At 63.1% G+C, this 22,591-nt stretch carries 19 protein-coding genes and 1 tRNA gene; 15 read left to right on the forward strand and 5 right to left on the reverse strand.

Going from position 1 to position 22,591, the window contains the following annotated elements:
- Positions 1-148: 148 nt before the first annotated feature.
- Positions 149-225, reverse strand: a tRNA-Arg gene (locus ACZ9A3_RS24735).
- A 261-nt stretch (positions 226-486) separates the two neighbouring features.
- Here ACZ9A3_RS24735 and gabD point away from each other — a divergent pair.
- From gabD to ACZ9A3_RS24750, 3 genes are all read left to right on the forward strand, one after another.
- Positions 487-1,929: an NADP-dependent succinate-semialdehyde dehydrogenase gene (gene gabD / locus ACZ9A3_RS24740; RefSeq protein ID WP_045201748.1), complete on the forward strand. Its 1,443-nt coding sequence runs from the start codon at positions 487-489 to the stop codon at positions 1,927-1,929.
- Between the two features lie 184 nt (positions 1,930-2,113).
- A complete protein-coding gene (gene gabT, locus ACZ9A3_RS24745) occupies positions 2,114-3,394 on the forward strand; it encodes a 4-aminobutyrate--2-oxoglutarate transaminase (RefSeq protein ID WP_038997739.1) in 1,281 nt (426 codons plus the stop codon).
- Between the two features lie 140 nt (positions 3,395-3,534).
- Positions 3,535-4,743 (forward strand): HDOD domain-containing protein, encoded by a 1,209-nt coding sequence (locus ACZ9A3_RS24750; RefSeq protein WP_476253221.1) that lies wholly within the window; start codon positions 3,535-3,537, stop codon positions 4,741-4,743.
- Positions 4,744-4,794: 51 nt separating this feature from the next.
- Here the strand turns inward: ACZ9A3_RS24750 and ACZ9A3_RS24755 are convergent, their stop codons facing one another.
- Together ACZ9A3_RS24755 and desA are read right to left on the reverse strand one after the other, a co-directional pair.
- Positions 4,795-5,784 (reverse strand): GGDEF domain-containing protein, encoded by a 990-nt coding sequence (locus ACZ9A3_RS24755; protein WP_045201752.1) that lies wholly within the window; start codon positions 5,782-5,784, stop codon positions 4,795-4,797.
- 135 nt (positions 5,785-5,919) lie between these two features.
- Positions 5,920-7,104 (reverse strand): delta-9 fatty acid desaturase DesA, encoded by a 1,185-nt coding sequence (desA, locus tag ACZ9A3_RS24760; RefSeq protein ID WP_258595796.1) that lies wholly within the window; start codon positions 7,102-7,104, stop codon positions 5,920-5,922.
- Positions 7,105-7,254: 150 nt separating this feature from the next.
- Here desA and dibA point away from each other — a divergent pair, with 150 nt between their 5' ends.
- From dibA to ACZ9A3_RS24790, 6 genes are all read left to right on the forward strand, one after another.
- Positions 7,255-9,150 (forward strand): phosphodiesterase DibA, encoded by a 1,896-nt coding sequence (dibA, locus tag ACZ9A3_RS24765; RefSeq protein WP_213602765.1) that lies wholly within the window; start codon positions 7,255-7,257, stop codon positions 9,148-9,150.
- A gap of 209 nt (positions 9,151-9,359) precedes the next feature.
- The gene (oscA, locus tag ACZ9A3_RS24770) at positions 9,360-9,542 is read left to right on the forward strand and encodes a sulfur starvation response protein OscA (RefSeq protein ID WP_007941032.1); all 183 of its coding nucleotides are present in this window, start codon (positions 9,360-9,362) and stop codon (positions 9,540-9,542) included.
- Between the two features lie 47 nt (positions 9,543-9,589).
- Entirely contained in the window at positions 9,590-10,597 is a 1,008-nt protein-coding gene (locus ACZ9A3_RS24775; protein WP_093377409.1) for a sulfate ABC transporter substrate-binding protein, read from the forward strand.
- An 83-nt stretch (positions 10,598-10,680) separates the two neighbouring features.
- A complete protein-coding gene (gene cysT / locus ACZ9A3_RS24780; RefSeq protein WP_010222098.1) occupies positions 10,681-11,499 on the forward strand; it encodes a sulfate ABC transporter permease subunit CysT in 819 nt (272 codons plus the stop codon).
- A 14-nt stretch (positions 11,500-11,513) separates the two neighbouring features.
- Positions 11,514-12,386, forward strand: coding sequence for a sulfate ABC transporter permease subunit CysW (gene cysW / locus ACZ9A3_RS24785; RefSeq protein WP_045201758.1), 873 nt, complete (start codon positions 11,514-11,516; stop codon positions 12,384-12,386).
- Positions 12,387-12,389: 3 nt separating this feature from the next.
- Positions 12,390-13,379, forward strand: a complete 990-nt coding sequence (locus tag ACZ9A3_RS24790) for a sulfate/molybdate ABC transporter ATP-binding protein (protein WP_045201760.1) — start codon at positions 12,390-12,392, stop codon at positions 13,377-13,379.
- A 94-nt stretch (positions 13,380-13,473) separates the two neighbouring features.
- Here ACZ9A3_RS24790 and ACZ9A3_RS24795 read toward each other — a convergent pair whose 3' ends face one another.
- Positions 13,474-15,075, reverse strand: coding sequence for an alkaline phosphatase family protein (locus tag ACZ9A3_RS24795; protein ID WP_476253222.1), 1,602 nt, complete (start codon positions 15,073-15,075; stop codon positions 13,474-13,476).
- A 100-nt stretch (positions 15,076-15,175) separates the two neighbouring features.
- Complete coding sequence (locus tag ACZ9A3_RS24800; protein WP_476253223.1) at positions 15,176-16,126, reverse strand: LysR family transcriptional regulator; 951 nt, start codon at positions 16,124-16,126, stop codon at positions 15,176-15,178.
- Positions 16,127-16,270: 144 nt separating this feature from the next.
- Between ACZ9A3_RS24800 and ACZ9A3_RS24805 the strand changes: the two genes are divergently transcribed.
- The 6 genes from ACZ9A3_RS24805 (at position 16,271) to ACZ9A3_RS24830 (ending at position 22,585) form a co-directional block, all read left to right on the forward strand.
- Complete coding sequence (locus ACZ9A3_RS24805; protein ID WP_476253224.1) at positions 16,271-18,613, forward strand: TonB-dependent receptor; 2,343 nt, start codon at positions 16,271-16,273, stop codon at positions 18,611-18,613.
- A 247-nt stretch (positions 18,614-18,860) separates the two neighbouring features.
- A complete protein-coding gene (locus ACZ9A3_RS24810; protein WP_045201766.1) occupies positions 18,861-19,661 on the forward strand; it encodes an energy transducer TonB in 801 nt (266 codons plus the stop codon).
- A gap of 28 nt (positions 19,662-19,689) precedes the next feature.
- On the forward strand, positions 19,690-20,418 hold the full coding sequence (locus tag ACZ9A3_RS24815; RefSeq protein ID WP_038997727.1) for a MotA/TolQ/ExbB proton channel family protein: 729 nt from the start codon (positions 19,690-19,692) through the stop codon (positions 20,416-20,418).
- Position 20,419: 1 nt separating this feature from the next.
- Positions 20,420-20,821 (forward strand): ExbD/TolR family protein, encoded by a 402-nt coding sequence (locus ACZ9A3_RS24820; RefSeq protein WP_045201768.1) that lies wholly within the window; start codon positions 20,420-20,422, stop codon positions 20,819-20,821.
- Positions 20,822-20,992: 171 nt separating this feature from the next.
- A complete protein-coding gene (locus ACZ9A3_RS24825) occupies positions 20,993-21,574 on the forward strand; it encodes an alpha/beta hydrolase (protein WP_258595807.1) in 582 nt (193 codons plus the stop codon).
- 69 nt (positions 21,575-21,643) lie between these two features.
- Positions 21,644-22,585, forward strand: coding sequence for a sigma 54-interacting transcriptional regulator (locus ACZ9A3_RS24830; protein ID WP_213602761.1), 942 nt, complete (start codon positions 21,644-21,646; stop codon positions 22,583-22,585).
- The last annotated feature ends 6 nt before the right edge of the window (positions 22,586-22,591 follow it).

Genomic DNA, 22,591 nt, shown 5'->3' on the forward strand with positions numbered 1-22,591 from the left:
GTAGGTGCGGCGGTGCGGCGACCCGACTTGCCCCGCGATTGCGGTCTGCCTGCCGTATCGGATCGCGGGGCAAGCCCGCTCCCACACAGGGAGTAACTGGGCCGGAAAACAAAAAAGGCCCAGGTATTCACCTGAGCCTTGATCGATATGGCGCACTCGGCGGGATTCGAACCCACGACCCCTGCCTTCGGAGGGCAGTACTCTATCCAGCTGAGCTACGAGTGCAACGCGGGCGCCATAATACCCATCTAGGCTGGCGGCGTCCATCGTCGAAATGGCTGTGGTCGATTTCGCACACTCCAGGGGCTATAAGTGACGTTGATCCGAAAAAATCCGCCGCACAGCGCTTTTTGTTCTTTTTTTCGAACACCCTATTGTCCTTTCTCGTCGTTGATCCTAGGATTCGTTTGAGATTTCAAACGCTCTCCTTTTTCTACAATCAATAATTCGCTCCGTGCCTGCACGGTGCAGTTAAGGAAGCCCGACATGCAGCTTAAAGACGCCCAGTTGTTCCGCCAGCAAGCCTTCATTAATGGAGAGTGGCTGGACGCGGACAACGGCCAGACGATCAAGGTCAACAACCCGGCAACGGGCGAGATCATCGGCACTGTGCCGAAGATGGGCGCCGCTGAAACCCGCCGTGCCATCGAGGCCGCCGACAAGGCGCTGCCGGCCTGGCGTGCGCTGACCGCCAAAGAACGTGCTGGCAAGCTGCGTCGCTGGTTCGAGCTGATGATCGAGCACCAGGATGACCTGGCCCGCCTGATGACCACCGAGCAGGGCAAGCCACTGGCCGAAGCCAAGGGCGAAATCGCCTATGCCGCTTCCTTTATCGAGTGGTTCGCCGAAGAAGCCAAGCGCGTGTACGGCGACACCATCCCGGGTCACCAGCCAGACAAGCGCCTGATCGTGATCAAGCAGCCGATCGGCGTGACCGCAGCCATCACCCCGTGGAACTTCCCGGCGGCGATGATCACCCGTAAAGCCGGCCCGGCCCTGGCCGCTGGCTGCACCATGGTGCTCAAGCCTGCTTCGCAAACCCCGTACTCGGCCCTGGCCCTGGTTGAGCTGGCCACCCGTGCCGGTATCCCGGCTGGCGTGCTCAGCGTAGTCACCGGCAGCGCCGGCGACATCGGCAGCGAGCTGACCGGCAACCCGATCGTGCGCAAGCTGTCGTTCACCGGCTCCACCGAGATCGGTCGCCAGCTGATGGCCGAATGCGCCAAAGACATCAAGAAGGTTTCCCTGGAGCTGGGCGGCAACGCGCCGTTCATCGTGTTCGACGACGCTGACCTGGACAAGGCCGTCGACGGCGCGATCATCTCCAAGTACCGCAACAACGGCCAGACCTGCGTCTGCGCCAACCGTATCTACGTTCAGGACGGTGTCTACGATGCCTTCGCCGAGAAGCTCAAGGCCGCAGTGGCCAAGCTGAAAATCGGCAACGGCCTGGAAGACGGCACCACTACCGGCCCGCTGATCGACGGCAAGGCCGTGGCCAAGGTCCAGGAACACATCGAAGACGCAGTCGCCAAGGGCGCCAAGGTGCTCAGCGGCGGCAAGCTGATCGAAGGCAACTTCTTCGAGCCGACCATTCTGGTCGACGTACCGAAGAACGCCGCCGTGGCCAAGGAAGAAACCTTCGGCCCGCTGGCGCCACTGTTCCGTTTCAAGGACGAGGCCGAAGTCATCGCCATGTCCAACGACACCGAGTTCGGCCTGGCCTCGTACTTCTATGCCCGTGACATGAGCCGCGTGTTCCGTGTCGCCGAAGCCCTGGAATACGGCATGGTCGGTATCAACACCGGTCTGATCTCCAACGAAGTCGCGCCGTTTGGCGGTATCAAGGCTTCGGGCCTGGGCCGCGAAGGCTCCAAGTACGGCATCGAGGACTACCTGGAAATCAAATACCTGTGCATCAGCGTCTGATCGCAGCGTAAAGCTTTACCTCTGCCAGCGGGGCGCGAGAGCGACGTCTCGCTGGCCTTTTTTACACCGTACATCCAGTGGCCTGGGCCCCTGCAGCAGTCGATCAACGCATGCTGCCTGCAGTTGAATACCGGCCACTCCGACTTGAATCGCGCCACCTTGTGTGTGGCGAATTGAGGACATTATGAGCAAGACCAACGAATCTTTGATGCAACGTCGTGTCGCCGCTGTTCCACGCGGTGTTGGCCAGATCCACCCGATCTTCGCCGAGTCGGCAAAAAACGCCACCGTCACTGACGTCGAAGGCCGCGAGTTCATCGACTTCGCCGGCGGTATCGCGGTACTGAACACCGGTCACGTGCACCCGAAGATCATCGCTGCCGTTGAAGCCCAACTGCACAAGCTGACCCACACCTGCTTCCAGGTACTGGCCTACGAGCCTTACGTCGAGCTGTGCGAAAAGATCAACGCCAAGGTGCCAGGCGACTTCGCCAAGAAAACCCTGCTGGTTACCACCGGTTCCGAAGCCGTTGAGAACGCCATCAAGATCGCCCGTGCCGCCACTGGCCGTGCCGGCGTAATCGCCTTCACCGGTGCCTACCACGGTCGCACCATGATGACCCTGGGCCTGACCGGTAAAGTCGTGCCTTACTCGGCCGGCATGGGCCTGATGCCAGGCGGCATCTTCCGCGCCATCTACCCGAACGAACTGCACGGCGTGAGCATCGACGACTCGATCGCATCCATCGAACGCATCTTCAAGAACGACGCCGAAGCCCGTGACATCGCCGCAATCATCCTCGAGCCAGTTCAGGGCGAAGGTGGTTTCTACGTTGCGCCGAAAGAGTTCATGAAGCGCCTGCGTGCCCTGTGCGACCAGCACGGCATCCTCCTGATCGCCGACGAAGTTCAGACCGGCGCTGGCCGTACCGGTACCTTCTTCGCCATGGAACAGATGGGCGTTGCTCCAGACCTGACCACCTTCGCCAAGTCCATCGCTGGCGGCTTCCCGCTGGCCGGTGTGTGCGGCAAGGCCGAGTACATGGACGCCATCGCTCCAGGCGGCCTGGGCGGCACCTACGCTGGTAGCCCGATCGCTTGCGCCGCGGCCCTGGCCGTGATGGAAGTGTTCGAAGAAGAAAAACTGCTGGACCGCAGCAAGGCCGTTGGCGAGCGCCTGGTCGCCGGCCTGCGCAAGATCCAGGACAAGCACCCGATCATCGGTGACGTGCGTGCCCTGGGTTCGATGATCGCTATTGAAGTGTTCGACAAAGCCGGTTCCCACACCCCTAACGCTGCCGCTGTAGCCTCGGTTGTGGCCAAGGCGCGTGACAAGGGCCTGATCCTGCTGTCGTGTGGCACTTACGGCAACGTCCTGCGTATCCTGGTTCCGCTGACCTCGCCTGATGAGCAACTGGACCAAGGTCTGGCAATCATCGAAGAGTGCTTCGCAGAACTTGCGTAAACTGTGACGCATTAGAAGAAAAACCCGCTTCGGCGGGTTTTTTTTCGCCCAAAGGAAGGCCAGGCGGCTAAGGTTGCCTGTAAGGAGACACCTTGGAAGGTGCACAGGATTGCGTGTAGCGGAATATCGGGAGATTGTGTATGAGCGTTGTAGAGCCCGCCCAGGCACCTTGTGTGCTGATTGCCGAAGGCGACCCCTGGGTGCGGGACATGCTGAGCCAGATGCTACTGAGCGTGCGCTGCGATGCGCGTTTGCAGGTGTGTGCCGATGGCTCGCAGGCGCTGGCAGCGCTGGCCAGCAAGCCGGACCTGATCATCGCCGCGCGCGAGCTGCCCGGCGGCGACGGCCTCGACTTGCTGCGCAACGTACGGGCCAAAGGTCGCCAGCCGGCACTGCCGTTCATTCTCATGAGCAACCGCAGCGATGCCGCCAGTGTCCGCGAGGTGCTGCCGTTCGCACCCACCGCTTACCTGAGCAAGCCGTTGAACATGGATTCGCTGCGTCAGCGCCTGGAAGACCTGCTGCTCAGCGCCGGCGAGGAGGTTGCCTGTCCGGTGCCGCCGTTGCAGCCGGGCTCGACCTTGCCGCGTTTTCTCGAAGGGCGTCGCGCCAATTCCGATGGCGGCCCGCTGTTTGCCGACGTGAAACTGGCGATCAAGCGCAGCCTGCAACCCCAGGGCCTGGACCTCAAGGTGCTGGAGGCCGAGATCCGCAATGACCCGCAGGTTACCGCCGTGCTCATTGCCGCCGCCAACAGCGCCGCATTGCATCGCGATGGCGCGGTGCAGAGCCTGATGCAGGCGCTGAACAAGCTGGGCACCACCCAGAGCATGAACTTGATACTGGGGCTTGCGCTCAAGCGCAGCGCCAAACTCAGTCATCCGATCCTGTCGCGTCATGCCGAGCATTTCTGGGAGTTGTCACTGCACACTGCCGAATACGCGCGAACCCTGGCCCGCATGCTCGAGCTCGATCAGGAGCGCTGCTATTGCGCCGGCTTGCTGCATTGCCTGGGCGATCTGGCGCTGTTGCGTTGTTTGCAGGAATGGCAGCAGGCCGGCGGTGAGCTGGATGAAGACTCGGTGGAGCTGTCGCTCAACGAGTTTGGCGCGGCGTTCGGCTCGGCGCTGCGCACCCGCTGGCGCTTGCCGCTGGAGCTGCGTGAGCTGATTGCAGCGATCTACCAGTTGGGCGGCGGCGTGTATTCACGCGATGCGCTGGTGATGAACCTGGCCGGGCAACTGGCGCGCCTGCCGGCGGATCAGGGGCTCGAAGGCCTGGCTGAAAGCAAGACGGCGCGCTTGCTCAAGGTGGGGATGGCGGAGCTGGGCAGGTTGCGCAAGGTTTGAGACTCTGGGGCCGCTGTGCGGCCCAATCGCTGGCAAGGCCAGCGATGCTTTTCAGCCTCTTACAATCTGATTCTTGCCCTGGCGCTTGGCCTGGTACATGGCCGCATCCGCCCGGGCGAACAGGCTGTCCAGCGACTCATCTTCTTCAGTAATCCCGGTCAGCCCCTGGCTCACCGTCACTCCAAATACCTTGTCGTCATGGCTGAAGCTCAAGCGCTGGATCTCGCGCTGCAGGCGTTCGGCAATCTGCTGGGCGATCTCTGGGGTGCAACCCGGAAACACTGCGGCGAATTCTTCACCGCCAATGCGCCCGAACTGATCACCACGGCGCAACACCGCCTTGCCGGTGTCGGCGATGCGCTGCAGCACATAGTCGCCTTCCTGATGGCCGTAGGTGTCGTTGATCTGCTTGAAGTCATCGATGTCGAGCAGCAGGAACGCCAACGGCGTCTGCTCCAGTCGCGCGGTTTCGAAAGCGTGCTGGGCGCACTCGAAAAAGTGCCGGCGGTTGCTGCTCTGGGTCAGGACGTCGGTGGTGGCCAGGCGCTGCAGCTCGCCTTCGAGCTGCTTCTTTTCGGTGATGTCCTCGGCCATGCCAACGATGATCACCCGCTGGCTGGGGTCGGCTTGCTGGTTGATGAAGCATTTGTCGCTGATCCAGCGCACCTGGCCGTCGGCGGCGATGATGCGGTATTCGCGGTCTTCCACTGCGCCTTTGACCAGCACTTCGGCCAGGCTGCGTTCGGCGTAGTCGAGGTCGTCGGGGTAGATGCTGTCGCGCCACTCATTGAAGTCGGCCAGCAGCAGGCCGGCCGGGCGGCCAAAAATGCGCTCGTAGGCGGGGCTGACGTAAAGCACCTGGCGGCTTTCCCAGTCGAAGGCCCAGAGCACGGCGTTAACGCTGTCGAGCAACGAGCTGAACAGCTGTTCACGCTCGCTCAGGCGCGCGACTTCGCCTTGGGCGTGCATCAGGGCCAGCAGGGTCTGGGCGGCTTCAGGTGGCGGATTGCAGGCCAGGGTTGTTGGTTTGTTCTTGACCATTTGCGCGGAAATTCTCACGACGGGGGCGTGCGGCCACGACCCGGCCCGCCACGCGGGCGATATGCCTGTCAGAGTGAGATTAGGCGGCTAAGTTCCGGTCGGCGCGCCGCGGGACGGGCGCGCCGATCAACGGCATCAGGCCAGGGCAGGGCGCAGCGAGTAGGTCTTGAGCTGGGCGGCGAAGTCGCGCAGCGACTGGATACCGCTGGCTTCGGCCTCGTGCACCCAGTCTTTCATGGCCGCGAGCATGTCGTGGCCGTTGGCGCTGGTACGTACCCAGATTTGCTGCAGGGCCAGGCGTTTTTCGTAGATGGTCTTGAGTGCCTGGCTGTGCTCGAGCATGGTCTGGATGCGCAGGTGATGACGGTCTTCCAGCAGGCTGGTCTCCCGCGACAGCAAGCGCTTGGCGCGGCGGAACTGGTGGCGCACCGAGTCGTCGACGCGGGCCAGCTCCTGCTTGACCAGCGGCGCGATCACCAGCTTGCGGTACTGGGCCATGATCTGGAAGCGGTTGTTGAGGATCGCCATGGCGGTGTCCATGTCCAGCTGCCCCTTGCCTTCGACCCGGTGGGCGATGGGCGCGACGCGCTGCACCTTGGCCAGGCGCAGCCAGCAGAACAGCTTGATCCAGGCCCAGCCCATGTCAAACTCCCAACGCTTGACCGAGAGCTTGGCCGAGTTGGGGTAGGTGTGGTGGTTGTTGTGCAGTTCTTCACCACCAATGATGATGCCCCAGGGCACCAGGTTGGTGGCGGCGTCGCGGCATTCGAAGTTGCGATAGCCGACCGCATGGCCCAGACCGTTGACCACGCCGGCGGCCCAGAACGGAATCCACATCATCTGCACCGCCCAGATGGTGATGCCGGCGGTGCCGAACAGCAGCAGGTCGATCAACGCCATGAGGGCGATGCCACCGAGCTTGTAGCGGCTGTAGAGGTTGCGTTCGATCCAGTCTTCCGGGCAGTTCTTGCCGTAGATACGCAAGGTTTCCGGGTTCTGTGCCTCTTCGCGGTACAGCTCGGCGCCCTTGCGCAGCACCGTGGACAGGCCTTTGATCACCGGGCTGTGCGGGTCATCGACGGTTTCGCATTTGGCGTGGTGCTTGCGGTGGATGGCAGTCCACTCGCGGGTGTTCTGCGCCGTGGTCAGCCACAGCCAGAAACGGAAAAAGTGCTTGAGCCCGGCATTGAGTTCCAGCGAGCGGTGGGCAGAGTAACGGTGCAGGTAAACGGTGACACTGACGATGGTCACATGCGTCATTACCAGGGTAACTGCCAGCAATTGCCACACTGACAAGTTGAGCAAACCTTCGTACCACATAGGCTAAATGGCCCTCAAAAACATAGGGAACAGCGGGAAACATTATCCCTGCGCCAGCAAATAAAACCAGTCGGCCTTTTAGATAGGAGGTCACCGGATGTTTCTACCCTATAATCCCCCACAAATTTTTGTGGGTTTGCCCGGGACCTTATGTCTGCTTCCATTCGAGACGCCATGCGCATGGCGGCGCTCTACCTCGTGCTGTCGGTACTGTGGCTGGCTCTGTCTGATCAATTATTGAACAGTCTTTTCGATGCTCCCGAGCAAATTGCCCGCTGGCAACTGATCAGCGCGCACTTCTGGGTGCTGTGCAGCGCCTTGCTGATTTTTGTCTCGCGCGCCCGTTTGCTCAACTTCATTGGCGTCGGCGTGCGCTTGCGCCGCGAGGACCGCGAGCGCCTGCGCATGGCGGCGGCGGTGTTCGACAGCACCCTTGAAGGGGTATTGGTCACCGACCGCGATGGCCTGATCGTGCACGTCAACCGGGCGTTCATGCAGATCACCGGCTACGACAAGGACGAAGTGCTCGGCCAGCGCCCGAGCAAGTTCAAGTCCGGCCGCCACGGTGCAGCGTTCTACCAGCAGATCTACGCCACCCTGGCCGAAAAGGGTGAGTGGAGCGGCGAGATCTGGAACCGGCGCAAAAGCGGCGAGGTGTATCCGCAATGGCAGACCATCTGCGCCATCAGCGATGACAGCGGCGAGTTGAGCCATTACGTTGCGGTATTCAGCGACATCAGCGCGATCAAGCATTCCGAGCGCGAGCTGGCCTATCTTGCCCATCACGATCCGCTCACCGACCTGCCCAACCGCCTGCTGTTCAACGACCGCACCCAGCAGGCCCTGGCCGCAGCGCAGAGCAACAAGCGCGGTTGCGCCTTGCTGCTGCTCGACCTCGATCATTTCCAGAGCATCAACGACAGCCTCGGTCACAACATCGGCGACCAGTTGCTCAAGGTGGTCGGCGAGCGCTTGAAGGCGCTGCTGGGCAACGGCGTGACCCTGGCGCGCCTGGGCGGTGACGAGTTCGCCGTGCTGGCCGAGAACTGCCCGCAGGTCGGCCAGGCCGCGGCCTTGGCCCAGAGCATCATCGACGGCATGAAGGCGCCGTTCGAAGTCGACCGCCAGCGCCTGTTCATCAGCGTCAGCATCGGCATCAGCCTGTTCCCCAGCGACGCCCTGAGCGCCGAGCAATTGCTGCGCAATGCCGACTCGGCGCTGTTCAAGGCCAAGACCTGCGGGCGCGCCGGTTATGCGCTGTACACCGAGGAGCTGACCGCCCATGCCCAGCAGCGGGTCGAAACCGCTGGTGAGCTGCGCCGCGCCCTGGAGCAGGAAGAGCTGCGGGTCTATTACCAGCCGGTGCACGACCTGTTCAGCAGCAAGATGATTGGCGTCGAGGCCCTGGTGCGCTGGCAGCATCCGCAGCGCGGGCTGGTGCCGCCCGGGGAGTTTATCCCGATTGCCGAACGCACCGGGCTGATTGCCGATATCGACACCTGGGTGCTGCGCCAGGCCTGCCTGCAGATGGTTAAGTGGCAGGCCGAGGGGCGGGCGCTGGAGTTTGTCGCGGTGAATATATCCAGCCGTCTGTTTGGCCATCGCGACCTCTATCAGCAGGTCGCGCAGGTGCTGCACGACACTGCGCTGGACCCCGCCCTGCTGGAGCTGGAAGTGACCGAAAGCGCGGTGATGGAAGACCCCGAGGTGGCGCTCGAGCAACTGCATCGCTTGCGTGAACTGGGCTTGCGCCTGGCCATCGATGACTTTGGCACCGGTTATTCGTCGCTGCTGCGGCTCAAGCGCCTGCCGGTGCAGAAGCTCAAGATCGACCAGGGCTTTGTCGCCGGCTTGCCTTGTGATGAAGACGATGTGGCGATCGTCCGGGTGATCATTGCTCTGGCTCGGAGCATGGGCATGCTGGTGCATGCCGAGGGTATCGAGCAGGCCGAGCAGGCGCGCTTTCTGCTGGAGCAGCAATGCCAGCTGGGCCAGGGCTACTGGTTTGGCCGGCCGGTGCCGGCGCAGCAATTGCGCTGGGCTTGAGGGCCCTATCGCGGGGCAAGCCCGCTCCTACAAGTGCAGGTGCGGCGGGGCGGCGATCCGACTTGTCCCGCGAAACTCTATTTCAGTTATATAAAAATTCTTAAATAGTATTTTTAAGAATATTCGCGCCCCCCTAAGATTGCCCTCAAGCCAGGCGCAGTCGCTCCCCCTCACGCACTGCACGGCACCCATATCACAGGAGCACGAGCATGAGCGCATCTCTGCGTAGCGTTGACGGTCAGGACGAAGCCACCATTCTGCGCGAAATCCAGAGCGCCCTGCGCGACCTGCGGTTTGGCGCGGTGGAAATCACCGTGCACAACGCCCAGGTCGTCCAGATCGAACGCAAGGAAAAGTTCCGCCTGCAGAACCCCGGCAACAAGCCCAGCTGATTATCGCGCCACCTAATTAGAAAAATACGCCAATCGGGAGCTTCACCATGTCCATCCGCCGTTATGCCCTGGCTGCACTCGCCAGCGCCGTTTTTGCCGGTTCCGCAATCGCCAAGGACTACGAACTGCTGAACGTGTCCTATGATCCGACCCGCGAGTTGTATCAGCAGTACAACGCCGAGTTCATCAAGCACTGGCAGCAGGCTCACCCGGACGACAAGGTGAAGATCCAGCAGTCCCACGGGGGTTCGGGCAAGCAGGCCCGCGCGGTGATCGACGGCCTGCGTGCCGACGTGGTGACCCTGGCCCTGGCCGGCGACATCGACGAAGTGGCCAAGCTTGGCAAGACCCTGCCGGACAACTGGCAGACCCGCCTGCCGGACGCCAGCACCCCGTACACCTCGACCATCGTCTTCCTGGTGCGCAAGGGCAACCCGAAAGGCATCAAGGACTGGGGCGACCTGATCAAGAAGGACGTCTCGGTCATTACCCCGAACCCGAAAACTTCCGGCGGCGCCCGCTGGAACTTCCTCGCCGCCTGGGCCTACGGCCTGAAAGCCGGCGGCAGCGAAGCCAAGGCCCAGGAGTACGTGAAAGAGCTGTTCAAGCACGTACCGGTACTGGACACCGGCGCCCGTGGCTCGACCATCACCTTCGTCAACAACGGTCAGGGTGACGTGTTGCTGGCCTGGGAAAACGAAGCCTTCCTGGCCCTCAAGGAAGACGGTGGCGCCGACAAGTTCGACATCGTCGTGCCGTCGCTGTCGATCCTCGCCGAGCCGCCAGTGGCGGTGGTCGACAAGAACGCGCAGAAAAAGGGCAACGAGCAGATCGCCGAGGCGTACCTCAAGCACCTGTACAGCCCGGCCGGGCAGAAGATTGCCGCCGAGAACTTCTACCGTCCGCGTGATCCGAAAGTCGCCGCCGAATACGCCAAGCAGTTCCCTAAACTGGACCTGGTGACTATCGACAAAGACTTCGGTGGCTGGAAAACTGCCCAACCCAAGTTCTTCAACGATGGTGGCGTGTTCGACCAGATCTACACGGCGCAGTGATGCCCGGCAGGATAATCGCCGTTCAGTAGCCAGCATGGGCCCGGGATTCGTCCCGGGCTTCGTGCGTTCAACCAGGGACCTTTATGTCACGTCGTATTTCCCCCGTCATACCCGGCTTCGGGCTGACGCTGGGCTACACCTTGGTGTACCTCAGCCTGATTGTGCTGATACCGCTGGCCGCCATGTTCATACATGCCGCCCAGCTCACCTGGGAGCAGTTCTGGGCCATCGTCAGTGCCCCGCGGGTGCTTGCGGCGCTGAAGCTGAGCTTCGGCACTGCCCTCTACGCTGCCATCATCAACGGCATCATCGGCACCCTGCTGGCCTGGGTGCTGGTGCGCTACACCTTTCCCGGGCGCAAGATCATCGATGCGATGATCGACCTGCCGTTCGCCCTGCCTACTGCGGTTGCCGGCATTGCCCTGACCGCGCTGTACGCACCAGCCGGCCTGGTCGGCCAGTTCGCCACCGACCTCGGTTTCAAGATCGCCTACACCCCCTTGGGCATCACCCTGGCGCTGACTTTCGTGACCCTGCCGTTCGTGGTGCGCACGGTGCAGCCGGTGCTGGCTGACATTCCCCGTGAAGTCGAAGAGGCCGCCGCCTGCCTGGGCGCCAAGCCGCTGCAGGTGTTCCGCTACGTGCTGGCGCCGGCGCTGTTGCCGGCCTGGCTGACCGGCTTTGCCCTGGCCTTTGCCCGTGGCGTTGGCGAGTACGGTTCGGTGATCTTCATTGCCGGCAACATGCCGATGAAGACCGAAATCCTGCCGCTGCTGATCATGGTCAAGCTCGACCAGTACGACTACACCGGCGCCACCGCCATCGGCGTGTTGATGCTGGTGGTTTCCTTCATCCTGTTGCTGCTGATCAACTTGCTGCAGCGGCGCATCGAAACCCCTTGAAGGAGGCCACGTCCATGTCTGCGACTTCTATTGGCGCGGCCGCTTCGGCCAATGCCGCCCGCCGTGGCAGCGCCACTTCACGGCGTATCCTGATCAGCCTTGGCTGGTTGATCTTCGCCCTGTTCCTGCTGCTGCCGCTGGTGATCGTGGTGTCCCAGGGCCTGAAAATGGGCCTGGGCACGTTCTTCGAGGCGATCTTCGAGCCCGACGCCCTGTCGGCGTTAAAGCTGACCCTGATCGCCGTGGCCATCTCGGTGCCGCTGAACCTGGTGTTCGGGGTCAGCGCTGCCTGGTGTGTGAGCAAATACAACTTCCGTGGCAAGAGCATCCTGGTCACGCTGATCGACCTGCCATTCTCGGTGTCGCCGGTGATCGCGGGCCTGGTCTATGTGTTGATGTTCGGCGCCCAGGGCCTGTTCGGGCCGTGGTTGCAGGATCACGACATCCAGATCGTCTTCGCCTTGCCGGGTATCGTTCTGGCGACCATCTTCGTCACCGTGCCGTTCGTGGCCCGTGAACTGATCCCGCTGATGCAGGAGCAGGGCACCCAGGAAGAGGAGGCCGCGCGCCTGCTCGGCGCCAACGGCTGGCAGATGTTCTGGCACGTGACCCTGCCCAACATCAAATGGGGCCTGATCTACGGCGTGGTGCTGTGTACCGCGCGGGCGATGGGCGAGTTCGGTGCGGTGTCGGTGGTGTCCGGGCATATTCGCGGGGTCACCAACACCTTGCCGCTGCACGTCGAGATTCTCTACAACGAATACAACCACGTTGCGGCCTTCAGCGTCGCCAGCCTGTTGCTGATCCTGGCGCTCTTCATCCTGCTGCTCAAGCAGTGGAGCGAGTCCCGTATTAACCGTCTGCGCCATAACGCGGCGGAGGAATAATTCATGTCGATCGAAGTTCGTAACGTCAGCAAGCGCTTCAACGCTTTCCAGGCTCTGGACAGCATCAACCTGGATATCCACAGCGGCGAGCTGGTGGCTTTGCTCGGCCCGTCCGGCTGCGGCAAGACCACCCTGCTGCGGATCATCGCCGGGCTGGAAACCCCCGACCAGGGCAGCATCGTCTTCCACGGCGAAGATGTCTCGGGCCACGATGTGCGTGATCGCAACGTCGGTTTCGTGTTCCAGCACTACGCGCTGTTTCGCCACATGAGCGTGTTCGACAACGTCGCCTTCGGCCTGCGCATGAAGCCCAAGGGCGAGCGCCCGAACGAAAGCAAGATTGCCGAGAAGGTCCACGAGCTTCTGAACATGGTCCAGCTCGACTGGCTCAGCGACCGTTACCCCGAGCAACTGTCGGGCGGCCAGCGCCAGCGTATCGCCCTGGCCCGCGCCCTGGCGGTGGAGCCCAAGGTACTGCTGCTCGACGAGCCGTTCGGTGCCCTGGATGCCAAGGTACGCAAAGAGCTGCGTCGCTGGCTGGCGCGCCTGCACGAAGACATCAACCTGACCTCGGTGTTCGTTACCCACGACCAGGAAGAGGCCATGGAAGTCGCCGACCGTATCGTGGTGATGAACAAGGGCGTGATCGAGCAGATCGGCTCGCCGGGCGAGGTCTACGAGAACCCGGCCAGCGACTTCGTTTATCACTTCCTTGGCGATTCCAACCGCCTGCACCTGAGCGAAGGCCAGCACGTGATGTTCCGCCCGCATGAAGTGTCGCTGTCGCGTCACGAGATCGAGGGCCATCACGCGGCGCAGGTGCGCGATATCCGTCCGCTGGGGGCGACGACCCGGGTGACCTTGAAGGTCGAAGGGCAGAGCGAGCTGATCGAGGCCGAGGTGGTCAAGGACCATGACAGCCTGAGCGGTCTGGCGCGTGGCGAGACCTTGTTCTTCAAGCCCAAGGTCTGGCAGAAAGTGGCCAATATCTGAGGGCCTCATCGCGGGTCAAGCCCGCTCCCACAGGTACTGCATACACTGAACCCTGTGGGAGCTGGCTTGCCAGCGATGGGCTGCAAAGCAGCCCCTACCACACCCCGATCTTCACCACGCTGTCCTCGCGCGGTTCGCCATAGCGAAACCATTGCCCACGCCGCTCGATCTCGGCATGGCTGATGGTGGTCCGCCGCTTCAAGCTCCTGAGCCATTCGAACAGATAACCCTGGTGGGCTTCGCGCACGCTGGCATAGGCCGGGTCCGCACCCAGGTCGTGCAGCTCTTGCGGGTCGTTGAGCAGGTCGAATAGCTGTGCGCGAAAGCCGTCATAGGCCAGGTACTTCCAGCGCTCGCTGCGCACCATGGTCATCCGGCAAAGGTCGATCGGCTGGCCCAGGCGCTCGCGGGCCGGGGCCTGAAAGGCGTAGTCGTATTCGGCGATGGCATAGCTGCGCCAGGCGCTGGCGGTGCCATGCAACAGCGGAATCAGCGAACGCCCCTCCAGCCGATGCTCGGCACTCGGCAACCCCAGCGCGTCGAGGAAGGTCGGCAGCGCATCGATGGTCTCAACCAATCGCTCATCCACCGTGCCGCGGCTGACATCCGCCGCCGCCCGTGGATCACGCACAATCAGCGGTACGCCCACCGCAGGCTCTAGCAAAAACTCCTTTTCACCCAGGCCATGGTCGCCGAGAAAATCACCGTGATCACTGGTGAACACGATCAGGGTGTCATCCCAGCGGCCATTGCTTTGCAGCACATCGAACAGGCGCCCGAGCTGGTCGTCGATCTGTTTGATCAGGCCCATGTAGGTGGGGATCACTTTCAGGCGCACTTCTTCGCGAGAGAAGTTGAGGCTTTCCTGGTGCTGGCGGAACGCGACATACACCGGATGGTCGTTGCCTGGCTGAACAGCTATCGGCGCCTGCACCTGGCTGGCGTTGTACAGCGCGTGGTAAGGCGCCGGGGCGATGTAGGGCCAGTGCGGCTTGATGTACGACAGGTGCAGGCACCAGGGCTGCTCGCCCTGGGCCTGGATGAAGTCGATGGCGCGGTCGGTGCTGTAGACCGTCTCGGAGTGCTGCTCGGGCAGGCGTGTGGGCAGGTCGGCGTTGCGCATGTGCCAGCCGCTGAGAATTTCACCGTTTTCGCCTGCGGCGGCATTGGCCCAGCTGTGCCAGGGGTTGTCGCCGGTAAAGCCGTGGTCGCGCAGGTAGCGGGTGTAGGGCGCGCTTTCGCGCTTGTCGGCGAACAGCGGGTCGTCGGGGAAGATGCCATCGTGGCGGGCAACCGGTTCGAACCCCACCTCGTTGAGCTGCTCGGCCATCAGCGGGTCGATGGCCAGCTGTTGCAAGGCGTCCTGGTTCGGCGTGGCGTGGGTCTTGCCCACCAGCGCGGTGCGGATGCCGGCAGGGCGCAGGTAGTCACCGAGGGTCAGTTCATCCAGCGGCAGCGGCACGCCGTTCCAGGCCACCTGGTGGCTGCTGACATAACGCCCGGTGTAGGCCGACATCCGCGACGGGCCGCAGATGGTGCCCTGGGTGTAGGCGCGGCTGAAGCGCACCCCGGCGGCGGCCAGGCGGTCGATGTTCGGCGTGTGCAGATGGCGGTGGCCATAGCACGAGAGGTAATCGCGACGCAGTTGGTCGCACATGATGTACAGCACGTTGCGCACGGCAGTGGGGTGGGGCATGGCAGTCACCTGGGCAGATTTCAGCTGACTGTTTTCGCCGCCCGGGGCGCGCATCACAAGCGCATTTGCCGAATGCAGTCGATGCGTTTTGCGCAATGGCTCAGATCGCCAGTTGCTCCAGGTTGCAGGCGTCGAGGGCGCGGTCGGCCTGATCAGTGAGGATGATCTGTTCGATCATCGCCTCGGCCAGCGGCGACAGGCGCAGGCGCGCCTGGCTGACGATGCCGTAGCGGGTGTAGAGCTCTTCGCAGTCGTCCGCCAGGCCATCGATGCTCAGCCGCACCAGTTTGCCGTTGGCGTTGTGCAGGGCGTCGCTGTAGGCGCCGCAGATGCCGATGGCATCGGAACTGAGCACCACCCCAAGCAGGCTGTAGCTGTTCTCGCACTCGACGTTGGCGACGAAATCCGGGCGGCCGCTGAGGTCGGCGATCACCTTGCGCAGGTTGGGTGGGCGCAGGGTGACGGCCAAGGGGTAGTGCAACAGTTGCTCGGCGCTGACGCTCGATAGCGCCGCCAGCGGGTGCCCGGCGCGGCAGCAAAAATGCCAGCGTCGAGGCCGCAGGCGCAGGGTCTGGTATTGCGGGTCGGCCTCGAAGCTGCGGGTGTCGGCGACGAAAAATTCGAACTCCTCGGCCAGCAGGCGCTTGTTCAGGCTCTGCCAGTCATCGACCTGAAACTGCACCCGCGACTTGGGGTAGCGGCCGATGAAGCCGCCAATTGCCCGTGGCACCAGGCCCGCAGCGGGCGCCGGGCCGCAGCCGAAGCGCAGTTCGCCGGCTTCCAGGCCATTGAACTGGCTGATCTCGTTGCTCAACTGGCGCGCGCCGCTGATCAGCCGGCGCGCGTGTTCGAGCACCACCAGGCCCTGCTTGGTCGGTGGCAGTTCTTTGTGTGAGCGGTCCACCAACTGGCAGCCGGCGCTGTGCTCCAGGGCCTGGATGCTGCGGCTGAAGGCCGATTGCGAGAGGTTCACCGCGGTCGCCGCGGCGACGAAGCTGCGGTGCTCGGCAAGGGCAATCAGGTGGCGGAGTTGGCGCAGGTCTATATGCATTTTTCACATAAAAAGTATCGGGCAAATGCATTTGCTCTGCCTCTGGTGCACTCCTTATAAAGGCAATCTCTTATGCAGTAAATGTATGTCGAATCATAAATAAATAACTTAAAGGAATATAAATTCCTTTGCCAGGAGCCGCCCATGAGCCCGACCCTTCGCGCTGCACCCTTGTCTTCACGGCGGCTCCAGCGCCTGCCCCTGGCCTTGCTGCTGGCTGGCAGCGCGCACTGGTTGCCGGCTCAGGCCGCCGACTCGGCAAAGCCTGAGGTCAAGGCCAGCGACAGCCAGCTCAAGACCGTCACCGTCACCGCCCGGCGCCGCGAAGAGAGCGCCCAGGATGTGCCAACGCCGATCAGCGTGCTTGACGGCCAGGCCCTGGAAAGCCAGCGGGTGTATCGCATTCAGGACCTGCAGCAGCTGGTGCCCAGCGTCAACGTCGCCTATATGCACGCGCGCCAGTCCAGCGTGTCGATTCGCGGCCTGGGCAACAACCCGGCCAGCGACGGCCTGGAAGGCAGCGTCGGCCTGTACCTGGACAACGTCTACCTCGGCCGCCCGGGCATGGCCGTGTTCGACCTCATGGACATCGAGCAACTGGAAGTGCTGCGCGGCCCGCAGGGCACGCTGTTTGGCAAGAACACCACCGCCGGGGTGATCAACATCAGCACCCGTGCGCCGAGCTTCACCCCCGAGCGCAGCATCGAAACCTCGGTGGGCGAGGATGGCTACTTGCAGACCAAGGGCACCCTGTCCGGGCCCTTGAGCGAGACCCTGGCCGGGCGCATTTCGGCCTACCGCACGCGCAACGATGGCGACATCAAGAACGAATTCGACGGCCATACCCTCAACGGCGGTTCGCGCCAGGGCTTTCGCGGCCAGCTGCTGTACAAGCCCAACGAGCAGTTCAACCTGCGCTGGATCGGCGACTACAACGAAGAAGATTCCAGCGCCGGCACTCGCCTGCTGTACAGCACCGGGCCGACCATCAATGGCGTCAACCGCTATGAAGCGCGGGCCCAGGCGGCCGGGGCGACGCTGGTCGATGGCAGCAAGCGCAAGGTCAACCTCGATGACGATCAGCAGGTCACGGTGTTCCAGGGCGGGACTTCCCTGGAAGCCAACTGGACCCTGGACAACGACTTCACCCTGACCTCGGTAAGCGCCTACCGCTGGTGGGACTTCACCCCGCGCAACGATGATGGCCTGAACGTGCCGGCGGCCTACAACGCCGGGGTGTCGGTGCGTGATAAACAGTACTCGCAGGAATTTCGCCTGGCCTCGCCAACCGGCGGCTTCTTCGACTATGTACTGGGTGCCTATTACTTCGGCTCCGACCTGGACAACAAATCCTTCGTCCATTACGGGCCCCAGGCGGATATCTGGAATGGTACGCCAGCCGGGGCTCTGGCCAATGTCAGCAGCGTCGGCAAGGGCCATATCAAGACTGACAGCTTTGCCTTGTTCGCCCAGGGCACCTGGCACCTGACCGAGCGCCTGGATTTCACTGCCGGGGTACGCGGCACCTATGAGGAGAAAAGCGCCTGGGTCGATCGCGCCGCGCCCGTCGGTGGTGCGGCGGTTGCAGGCGCTGCGGCAACCGCGCGCCAGGGCCGGGTGGGTGCTTATGACTCGGGCGACCTCAACCAGTACAGCACCAGCCCTTCGGGCTTGCTCAACCTGAGTTATCGCTTCAGCGATGACCTGCTTGGCTACGCCACCTTGTCCCACGGCGAGAAGTCCGGTGGCGTCAACCTGGCGGTCGGTACCGCCCCGGTTGCCGGCGCCGACTCGCTGCTGATCGGCACCGAGCGCGCCAACAACGCCGAGCTGGGCTTGAAGAGCACCCTCTGGGACCGTCGCCTGCAGCTCAACGCCAACCTGTTCTGGACCGAGGTGCACGGCTACCAGACCAACGCCTACGACGACGCCAACCGCGTGCAGTATCTGACCAATGCCGGCTCCGTGCGCTCACGCGGGGTGGAGCTGGAAAGCACGCTGATCCCGGTACGTGGCCTGACCCTGAACATCAACGGCTCCTACAACGACGTGCGGTATCTGTCTTACAAGGATGCCCCGTGCGCGCCGGAAGTCGCCCTGCAACCGGGGGCGCCGGCGGCCTGCGACCTCAGTGGCCACCAGGTAGTCGGCGCGTCGAAATGGATCGCCAACGCCAACGGCCAGTACCAGTGGGATCTGGACAACGGCCTGCAACCTTACCTCACCGCCAGTTACGCCTTCCGCTCCAAGGCCGTAGGCACGGTCGAGGACTCTGACTTCGCGCAAATCCCCAGCTACGCCGTGGTCAACCTCTCCACCGGCCTGCGTGGTGACCTTGGCCAGGGCCAGTGGGATGTCTCGCTGTGGCTGAAGAACGCTTTTGACAAAACCTACTACACCACCCTCTGGAGCGCGGCCAACGGCGGCTATGAGGGCCTGCTCGGTACCCCGCGGACCTTGGGTGTGACCGGCCGCTACGACTTCTGAAACGGCGTTTTTCGATGCCTTTGGCGAATATTTTTCATGCCCTGCAGGCATGGCGTTTCAGGGCGTTGGCGCCAGCCCTTGAAGGGCGCGGCTTAGAGCGGTTCGGCTCATTTATATATGTGTTTTGGTTCTATCCATAACCTTAAAAATTACTTTAAGACATAAGTAACAGAAGTTGATGATCCAACCCAGCGAAGGCAATTGACCTGCCTTCGACGAAACGCACTCACGTCCCAGGAGTTGATCAATGGGTAATGTCCAGACCGCCGCCAGTGCTCACGATGTGCTTTGGCGCCAGTCGCCGAGCGGCGAGCTGGTCGACCTCGGTCGCCCGCTGCGGTTGCCGCTGGCGCAGTTGCGTCTGCAAAGCACGCCGAAAAGCGCGCTGAGCCGTCGGGAGAAGATTCTGCTCGGGGTGTTTGCCCTGGCCTTGCACGGTGCGCTGGCGTACTGGGTGAGCCAGGCGCCGACCCCGGTGTTGCCGGTGGTGCCGCCGGAAATCCCGCCGATGACCATCGAGTTTTCCCAGCCAGCGCCGCCGGCCGTCGAGCCGCCACCGCCACCGCCACCGGCAGTGGTCGAGCCGCCGCCACCGGTGGTTGATGAGCTGGCCGCCAAGCCTGCGCCCAAGCCGGTACCCAAGCCCAAGCCTAAACCTGTGCCCAAACCGGTACCCAAGCCTGCGCCCAAGGCGGTCGAGCAACCGCCCGCACCGCCACAACCGGCAGCACCACCAGCGCCCCCGGCACCGCCGGCACCAGCGCCGGTGACCCCGGCGTCGGCCAACGCCGCGTACCTGAAGAACCCGGCGCCGGAGTACCCGTCGCTGGCCCAGCGTCGCGGCTGGGAAGGCACGGTGTTGTTGCGGGTGCGGGTACTGGCCAGCGGCAAGCCGGGTGACATCCAGATTCAGAAAAGCAGTGGCCGCCAGCAGCTCGACGACGCCGCCCTGGCTGCGGTCAAGCGTTGGAGCTTCGTCCCGGCCAAGCAGGGCGACGTGGCCCAGGACGGCTGGGTCAGCGTACCCATCGACTTCAAGATCCGCTAATTCGCGCTAACAGAAGAGAGTATTGATCATGACTGTATTGGCATCCCCCCTCGAATCCATCGAAAGCGCGGTGATCTGGCTGCTGGTGGGCTTCTCCGTCGTCACCTGGGGCCTGGCCCTGGTCAAGGGCGTGCAGTTCGTGCGCCTGAAGAACCAGGACAAACGCTTTCACAAACAATTCTGGGCGGCTTCAAGCCTGGATTCCGCTGCCGAGCTCAGCCATGCACAACCCGGCGCCGCAGCCCGGGTCGCCCAGGCCGGTTACGCCGCTATCGCGGTCGGCGAGCCAGGCCAGCAAGCCAGCGACCTGAGCCAGGCGATCAACCATCAGGACCGCCTCGAACGTGCCCTTCGCCAGCAGATCGTGCGTGAGCGCCGCTCGCTGGAAACCGGCCTGGCGGTAGTCGCCAGTATCGGCAGCACCTCGCCCTTCATCGGCCTGTTCGGCACCGTCTGGGGCATCATGGAAGCGCTCAAGGGCATCAGCGCCGCAGGTTCGGCGAGCCTGGAAACCGTGGCCGGGCCGATCGGTGCGGCGCTGGTCGCCACCGGCGTCGGTATCGCCGTCGCGGTGCCGGCGGTGCTGGTCTACAACTACTTCCTGCGCCGCCTGAAGCTGACCGCCGCCGACCTCGATGACTTTGCCCACGACTTCTACAGCCTGGCGCAGAAGAGCGCGTTCCGGGTACTGGTGCACCCGACTGCCTACAAGGCCGCCGCTGGCCAGCACACCCAGAAAGTGAAGGAGGCATCCTGATATGGCCTTCTCGACCCAGGACAGTGACGAAGTACTCAGCGAGATCAACGTGACGCCGCTGGTGGACGTGATGCTGGTGCTGCTGGTGGTGTTCATCGTCACCGCGCCACTGCTGACCAACGCCATCCCGATCAACTTGCCCAAGACCGAGGCCGTGGCTCCGGTGGAACAGAAGGATCCGCTGGTGGTGAGCATCGACGGCGGCGGCAAGCTGTTTATCAACAAGGACGAGATCCAGCCGGATCTGCTGGAAACCAACCTGCAGGCGGCCAAGGCCAAAGACCCGGAGCTGCGCGTACAGCTGCAGGCCGACGATGGCGTTAATTATGGGGAGGTGGCGCGCGCCATGGCCTCGATCGAACGTGCCGGTATCACCAAGTTGTCGGTGATCACCGCCCGTTGAGCAACATCTCTCAGGCAATGCTTCAGGGACCGGTCCTTCGGCAGGGGGTGGTCCCTTTTTTTATGGAAAATTTATATTTTGGTTATTAATAAATAGCTTCTTATTCCTTTACGAATATAACCACCCCCCTATACTTGGCCTCATGCACGCAAACGCAGCAGGAGGCGTTCCATGCGCAACGAGTCGATCCGTTACCTGATTGTGCCGGGCTGGCAAGGTTCGCCAGACGAGCATTGGCAAACCCACTGGCAGCAGGTGCTGCCCAACAGCGCCCGGGTCGAGCAGGCCGACTGGTTGAACCCGCAGCGCCAGGACTGGGTCGCAACTCTCGAGCAAGCGGTGGCCGCCGATGAGTCGCCGGTGATCCTGATCGCCCACAGCCTGGGTTGCATCACCGTTGCCCATTGGGCCGCGCAAGCCAGCGCTACCCTGTTGCGCCGGGTACGCGGTGCCTTGTTGGTGGCGCCGGCTGACGTCGAGCGGCCGACCTGTGCGCCGGCACTGCGCAACTTTGCACCGATTCCGCAGCTGCTGCTGCCGTTCCCAAGCCAGGTGGTCAGCTCCGACAACGACCCGGCTGTCAGTGTCCCGCGGGCCATGCAGCTGGCCCGTGCCTGGGGCGCCGAGACCGGTTTTCTGGCCGGTGCCGGGCATATCAACGTCAAGTCCGGGCACCGTCGCTGGGAGCAGGGCTTCGCTTACCTGTACCGCCTGCAGAACCGTCTGGAACAGCACGCTCTACGCCGCGCCTGAGCTTCAGGCGCTGACTATTTGCCTTGATTCGAACGCCCGGCCGGAAAGCGCCAAGGGCGGGAGTTTGCCATGAGTAATCACGACACCTTCGGCCAGCCTTTGTTGACGTTTCCCGAGCTGGACAAGAGCCCGCTGAGCATCCGCGCCAAGGCGCTGGTGTTCGTCGATCCGCGGTCGCGGCAATTGCGCGAAGAGCTCGAGCTGCTAGCGCCCCTGGCCCTGCCAGTGCTGATCCGCGGCGAAACCGGGACTGGCAAGGAATTGCTGGCCCGCCAGATTCATCGCGCCAGTGATCGCGGCGGCTTGTTTGTTTCGGTCAACTGCGGGGCGATCAGCCCGACCTATGCCGACGCCGAGTTGTTTGGCTACAGCGCCGGTGCTCACAGCGGCGCGGCCAGCAGCCGGGCCGGATGGTTCGGCTCGGCCAACGGCGGCACCCTGTACCTGGACGAAATCGCCGACCTGCCGCTGCCGATCCAGATCAAGCTGCTCTCGGCGCTGGAAAACCGCGAAGTCACCCGCGTCGGTGCCCAGCAACCAAACCCGGTGGACGTGCGCCTGGTCGCCGCCTCGAGCATCGACCTGGCCGAGGCGGTGAGCGCCGGCAAGTTCCACGACCGCCTGTACCACTACCTGCGCGAAGGCCAGCTGGAGCTGCCGGCCTTGCGTGAACGGGTCGGCGATATCCTGCCGTTGGCCGAGTATTTCGTTGGTATCTATAGCCCGCGCCTGAACCTGCCGGTGCCGTTGATCAGCGAAGCGGCGCAGCGGGTATTGGAGCTGCACAGCTGGCCGGGCAATACCCGTGAGCTTGAGAACGTCATTCACTTTGCCCTGCTGGTCAGCAGCGGTGAAGAAATCCTCCCCGAGCATTTGAACCTGCCGACACCCTTGAGCGCTCTGGCCAGCCAGCTGGAGCAGCTTCTGAGCCTTGGTGAGCCGGGTGAGCGCAGTGCTCTGCAACAATTGCTGGAGAAGACTCTGTTGCGTCTGACGCAACCCGCTGCCTGATGCCAT

Source organism: Pseudomonas sp. TE4620, assembly GCF_056279045.1.